Source organism: Dietzia sp. Cai40 (assembly GCF_014145165.1).
GTDB classification, from domain to species: Bacteria; Actinomycetota; Actinomycetes; order Mycobacteriales; family Mycobacteriaceae; genus Dietzia; species Dietzia natronolimnaea.
Map to the genome: position 1 here is coordinate 1 of NZ_JAALEB010000029.1, position 6,117 is coordinate 6,117.

6 protein-coding genes are annotated in these 6,117 nt (G+C 71.1%); all 6 read left to right on the forward strand.

Going from position 1 to position 6,117, the window contains the following annotated elements; translation table 11 throughout:
- Window positions 1-435: 4'-phosphopantetheinyl transferase superfamily protein (locus G6022_RS01420; protein ID WP_182690920.1), on the forward strand; the 435-nt coding region annotated here is incomplete at its 5' end.
- Window positions 436-445: 10 nt separating this feature from the next.
- The gene (gene truB / locus G6022_RS01425) at window positions 446-1,357 is read left to right on the forward strand and encodes a tRNA pseudouridine(55) synthase TruB (RefSeq protein WP_182690922.1); all 912 of its coding nucleotides are present in this window, start codon (window positions 446-448) and stop codon (window positions 1,355-1,357) included.
- Window positions 1,358-1,380: 23 nt separating this feature from the next.
- Window positions 1,381-2,358, forward strand: a complete 978-nt coding sequence (locus G6022_RS01430; RefSeq protein ID WP_179525429.1) for a bifunctional riboflavin kinase/FAD synthetase — start codon at window positions 1,381-1,383, stop codon at window positions 2,356-2,358.
- Window positions 2,359-2,471: 113 nt separating this feature from the next.
- Window positions 2,472-2,741 (forward strand): 30S ribosomal protein S15, encoded by a 270-nt coding sequence (gene rpsO / locus G6022_RS01435; protein ID WP_107747462.1) that lies wholly within the window; start codon window positions 2,472-2,474, stop codon window positions 2,739-2,741.
- A gap of 335 nt (window positions 2,742-3,076) precedes the next feature.
- On the forward strand, window positions 3,077-5,344 hold the full coding sequence (locus G6022_RS01440; protein ID WP_182609303.1) for a polyribonucleotide nucleotidyltransferase: 2,268 nt from the start codon (window positions 3,077-3,079) through the stop codon (window positions 5,342-5,344).
- A 98-nt stretch (window positions 5,345-5,442) separates the two neighbouring features.
- Window positions 5,443-6,117: insulinase family protein (locus G6022_RS01445; protein ID WP_182690924.1), on the forward strand; the 675-nt coding region annotated here is incomplete at its 3' end.

Below are 6,117 nucleotides of genomic sequence, written 5' to 3' on the forward strand. Positions count from 1 at the left end.
GGTCTGCGGGCGGCGGCGGTGGCGTCGGCCGAGCGGGTCCGGTCGCTCGGACTCGACGTCGAACCACACGGGCCGCTGTCGGAGGGGGTGCTCGAGGCGGTCTCGTTGCCCGAGGAGGCGGCGTGGGTGCGCGCGGCCCGCGGGGAGGAGGGGGCGGTCCACTGGGACCGCCTGCTGTTCACGGCCAAGGAGGCCACCTACAAGGCGTGGTACCCGCTCACGCGGCGGTGGCTGGGCTTCTCCGACGCCCACATCACGCTCACACCCACGGAGGTCGACGGCGCGTCCTCCTCTGGCGTGCTGAGGTCGCGGATCCTCGTCGACCCGCGGGCCGCGGACGGCGGGCCCGACCTGGTGGAGCTCCACGGTCGGTGGGCGGTGCGGGACGGCTACGTCGCCTCGGCGATCGTGCTGCGTCCGGGCGGTGGGGGATAGCGTGTCCGGCGTGACCCCGCGCAGACCCGACCCCCGCCCCGCCCCCGCCCCGGGACTCGTCGTCGTGGACAAACCGGGCGGCATGACCAGCCACGACGTCGTCGGGAGACTGCGCCGGTACTTCGGCACCCGCAAGGTGGGGCACGCCGGCACCCTCGACCCGATGGCGACCGGCGTCCTGGTGGTGGGGATCGAGAGGGCCACCAAGCTCCTGGGCCTGCTCGCGCTGGAGACCAAGACCTATGAGGCCACCATCCGGCTCGGCGAGACCACCACCACCGACGACGCGGAGGGCGAGACCACCGCGCGGGTCGACGCCTCCGCCGTGACCGACGCGGCGATCGACGCCGGGGTCGCCGCGCTGACCGGGGAGATCGACCAGGTCCCGTCCTCGGTGAGCGCGATCAAGGTGGACGGTCGACGCGCCTACGACCGGGTGCGGGCCGGGGAGGACGTCCGGCTCGACGCGCGGACGGTGACCGTGTCGCGATTCGAGGTCCTCGAGCGCACGCGCTCCGGGGAGGTGGTGGACCTCGTCGTCGTCGTCGACTGTTCGACCGGCACCTACATCCGGGCGCTGGCGCGCGACCTCGGTGCCGCGCTCGGCGTGGGGGGTCATCTCACCGCGCTGCGGCGCACGTGCGTCGGCCCGTTCGGACTGGACGTCGCCCGGACACTCGGGGAACTCGAGGAGGATCCACGGTTGTCCCTGGACCTCGACGCCGCCGCGCTGACCGCCTTCCCCCGCCGGGACGTCGACGCGGACGAGGCCGAGGGGTTGCGACACGGACGGTGGCTGGCGGCCCGCGGCGACTCCGGCGTGGTCGCGGCCGTGGGGCCGGACGGGCGGGTGGCCGCACTGGTCTCCGAGTCCGGCCAGCGCGCCGCTCCGGTCGTGGTCATGCGACCGGCGGGCCTGTGATCGCCGGGCGTAAGGTGGGCGCCGTGCAGCTGTGGCGGACGTTCGACGAGATCGTGATCCCCGACGGCGGGACCTCCGTCGCGCTCGGGGTGTTCGACGGACTCCATCGAGGTCACCGGGGTCTGGTGGAGCACGCGGTGGGTACCGGACGCGAGTCGGGGGCGAGCCCGGTGCTGGTGACGTTCGACCCGCACCCCGTCGAGGTGATCAGACCCGGTACGCATCCGCTCGTGCTCACCCCCCTGGAGCGACGCGCCGAACTGGCCGGCGACCTCGGGGTCCATGCCGTCTTCGCCCTGCCCTTCGACACCGACATGGCCTCGTGGGAACCCGACGAGTTCATCGACCGCGTGCTGGTGCGGGGGCTGCGGAGCCGCTCCGTCACCGTGGGCAGCAACTTCTCGTTCGGCCGACGCGCGGCGGGTACCCCGGAGACGCTGCGCGAGCTGGGCGCCGAGCGGGGCATCGACGTCCGGGTGATGGATCTGCTGGAATCCGGGGGGGAGCCGGTGTCCTCCTCCCGGATCCGGCGTCTGCTCGCGGAGTCCGACGTCGCCGGCGCGGCCGCGATCCTCGGCCGTCCCCATCGCGTGTCCGGGATCGTCGTGCACGGAGCCGGGCGTGGTGGACGCGACCTCGGGTACCCGACGGCCAACCTGGATCTGCCGGAGTACACGGCAGTGCCCGTCGACGGCGTCTACGCGGGGTGGTTCACCCTCCTCGACGATCACGAGGTAGACGGGTCGATCCAGCCCGGTCGGCGCTACCCGGCCGCGATCTCCGTGGGGACCAATCCGACGTTCGGGGACGCGGCGCGCAGCGTCGAGGCCTTCGTCCTGGACGAGTCGGCGGACCTCTACGGGCGGGTGGCGGCCGTCGACTTCGTCGACCACGTCCGCGACATGGAGAAGTTCTCCTCGGTCGACGAGCTCCTCGTGGCCATGGACCGGGACGTCGCCAGGACCAGGGCCGTTCTCGACGCCGGCGCCGACCGCCGCTGATCATCGATTGGGGCGCCGGTGCCCTCCGCTGGTAACGTCTCCTGTCGGCCCTCCTGCGGTCCGCGGCGGCGGGGTCATTCATTTTCGCGGACTGGAACAACCAGGAGACACCCATGGCGATGACCACCGAAGAGAAGAAGGCCGTACTGGCCGAGTACGGGATCCACGAGACCGACACCGGTTCGCCCGAGGCCCAGGTCGCGCTGCTCACCAAGCGGATCAGCCAGCTGACCGAGCACCTCAAGAGCCACCAGCACGACCACCACTCCCGTCGCGGCCTGCTCCTGATGGTCGGCCGTCGTCGTCGTCTCCTCAAGTACATCGCCAAGGTCGACATCGCGCGCTACCGCTCGCTGATCGAGCGCCTCGGTCTGCGTCGCTGAGCGGACCCCGCCCGCACGCCCACTGTTCCCCGTCCTCGAAGAGGGTGGGGAACAGTGCTGTACGGGGGCGGTGTCCGCGCGTCCCCCGGTGACCCGGGGTGTTCTCCCTGGTAGCCTGATCACGGCCGGTGCGCACGTACCGGGTGTCGACAGGTCCGATTGACGGTCCTCGGTAGTGGCTGCCGGAACCGCGGGTGCCCCGGGACGGGCGCCGGTTCCGGCCGCTTCGATCGAAGACCGAAGTCGAACCGGGATTCCCTGACGTGTGACCCGGCGGGCCCGGCGGAGACGTCTCCGCCGTGAGGCCCCCAGTCACCGACAGGACAGGACTACACATGCCAGAGATCACGGCCGTCGAGGTCGAAGACGGTGTCTTCGAGACCGTCGCGACCATCGACAACGGCGACTTCGGTCGCCGCGAGGTGCGATTCGAGACCGGACGCCTTGCCAAGCAGGCCGCCGGGGCCGTCGTCGCGTACCTCGACGACGACACCATGATGCTGTCCGCCACCACGGCGGGCAAGCACCCCAAGGAGCACTTCGACTTCTTCCCCCTGACGGTGGACGTCGAGGAGCGGATGTACGCCGCGGGTCGCATCCCGGGCTCGTTCTTCCGCCGCGAGGGTCGGCCGAGCACCGACGCCATCCTCACGTGTCGCCTCATCGACCGTCCGCTGCGCCCGACCTTCGCGGACGGGGTCCGCAACGAGGTCCAGGTCGTGGTGACCATCATGAGCCTGGACCCCAAGGACCTCTACGACGTCGTGGCGATCAACGCCGCGTCCGCCTCCACGCAGCTGTCCGGCCTCCCGTTCTCGGGTCCGGTCGGAGGCGTGCGGATCGCGCTCATCCCCACCGCCGCCCGCCCCGAGGGGCAGTGGGTCGCCTTCCCCACCGTCGAGCAGCTCTCCGAGGCGGTCTTCGACATGGTCGTGGCCGGTCGCGTCGTGGGCTCCGGTGATACCGCCGACGTCGCCATCATGATGGTCGAGGCCGAGGCCACCGACACCGTCATCGAGAAGATCGCGGGTGGCGCGCAGGCTCCCACCGAGGACGTCGTGGCGCAGGGTCTCGAGGCGGCCAAGCCGTTCATCTCCGAGCTGTGCGCCGCGCAGCAGGCACTGGCCACCGCGGCCCCGTCCGAGGCCCGGGAGTTCCCGCTCTTCCCGCCCTACCAGGAGGACGCGTTCACCGCGGTCTCCGAGGTGGCCGAGGCCAAGCTCGGTGAGATCATGTCGATCGCGGACAAGCAGGAGCGCGACGGGGCGACCGACCAGCTCAAGGCCGAGGTGCTCGACTCGCTCTCGGAGCGGTTCTCCGGTCGGGTCGGGGAGCTCGGTGCCGCGTTCAAGTCGCTCACCAAGAAGATCGTCCGGAAGCGGATTCTCACGGACCACTTCCGCATCGACGGCCGCGGCATCAGGGACATCCGCGCGTTGTCCGCCGAGGTCGAGGTCATCCCACGGGCCCACGGTTCCGCCCTGTTCGAGCGGGGTGAGACCCAGATCCTCGGGGTCACCACGCTCGACATGGTCAAGATGGCCCAGCAGATCGACTCGCTCGGTCCGGAGACCAGCAAGCGCTACATGCACCACTACAACTTCCCGCCGTACTCCACCGGCGAGACCGGTCGCGTGGGGTCGCCCAAGCGTCGTGAGATCGGCCACGGGGCGCTCGCCGAGCGTGCGCTCATGCCGGTCCTGCCGAGCGTCGAGGAGTTCCCGTACGCGATCCGGCAGGTCTCCGAGGCGCTCAGCTCCAACGGCTCCACCTCGATGGGGTCCGTCTGCGCCTCCACCCTGTCGCTGCTCAACGCCGGTGTGCCGCTCAAGGCCCCCGTCGCGGGTATCGCGATGGGCCTGGTCTCCGACGAGGTCGACGGTGAGACCCGCTACGTGGCCCTCACCGACATCCTCGGTGCCGAGGACGCGTTCGGCGACATGGACTTCAAGGTCGCCGGCACGGGCATGTTCGTCACCGCGCTGCAGCTCGACACCAAGCTCGACGGCATCCCGTCCGAGGTCCTGGCCGGCGCGCTCACCCAGGCCCGCGAGGCCCGGCTGACCATCCTCGACGTGATGGCCGAGGCGATCGACGAGCCGGACGAGCTCAGCCCGTTCGCGCCCCGCATCATCGCGATCAAGGTCCCGGTCGACAAGATCGGTGAGGTCATCGGGCCCAAGGGCAAGATGATCAACTCGATCACCGAGGAGACCGGCGCGTCCGTCTCGATCGAGGACGACGGCACCGTGTACATCGGGGCCACGGACGGCGAGTCCGCGCAGGCCGCGATCGACAAGATCAACGCCATCGCCAACCCGCAGCTGCCCAAGGTCGGCGAGCGGTTCCTCGGCACGGTCGTCAAGACCGCCCCGTTCGGCGCCTTCCTCTCGCTGCTGCCCGGCCGCGACGGCCTGGTGCACATCTCCAAGCTGGGCCAGGGCAAGCGGGTCGGCAAGGTCGAGGACGTCGTGAACGTGGGCGACAAGATGCAGGTCGAGATCGCGGACATCGACAACCGCGGCAAGATCAGCCTCGTGCCCGTCGGCGACGAGTCCGCCGCGGCGGCATCGCCTGCCGACGCCGAGGGCGACGACAACTGATACACCGCCGGGGCGGGAACGCGCACCCCGGCACCTCACGAGGCACGCACCCCGGAGCGCGGGGTGCGTGCCTCGTATCGCTGGAAGGGAGGGTCGCCGTGGATCCGACGATCAGGGTGGACAGATCGATCCCCGGGCTCCGGGTGGTCACCGAGAACCTGCCGTGGTGCCACACCGCGGCGGTCGGGGTGTGGATCGCGGCGGGTTCCGCCGACGAGGCCCCCGAGGAACACGGTGCCGCGCACTTCCTCGAGCACGTCCTGTTCAAGCGGACCGCCACGGCCTCGGGACTCGAACTGTCCGAGCGGATCGATCTCCTCGGGGGTGACCTCAACGCCTACACGGGCCGGGAGCACACCTGCTACCACGTCCACGTCCCGGCGGAGGGCCTGGCGACGGCCGTGGACGTACTGGTGGACGTGGTGGCACGCGGGTCGTGTGACCCGGAGGACGTGGAGATCGAGCGGGACGTGGTGCTCGACGAGCTCGCGGGCCGGGCCGACGACCCGGAGGACCTCGCCTGCGAACTCGCCACCGGAGCCGTGTTGGGTGATGACCCGCTGGCTCGCCCGATCATCGGGACCGAGGAGTCGGTGGTGGCCCTGGACGCGCAGACGCTGCGATCGTTCCACCGCAGGGTCCTCCGTGCGGGTGACGTCGTGGTGGCCGCGGCCGGGCGCATCGACCACGAGGAGCTGGTCAGACGCATCGCCGACGGCCCGCTGGCCGCCGTGGTCGCCGAGGGCCCGGCGGGAGCCGCGACGGTCGGGGCC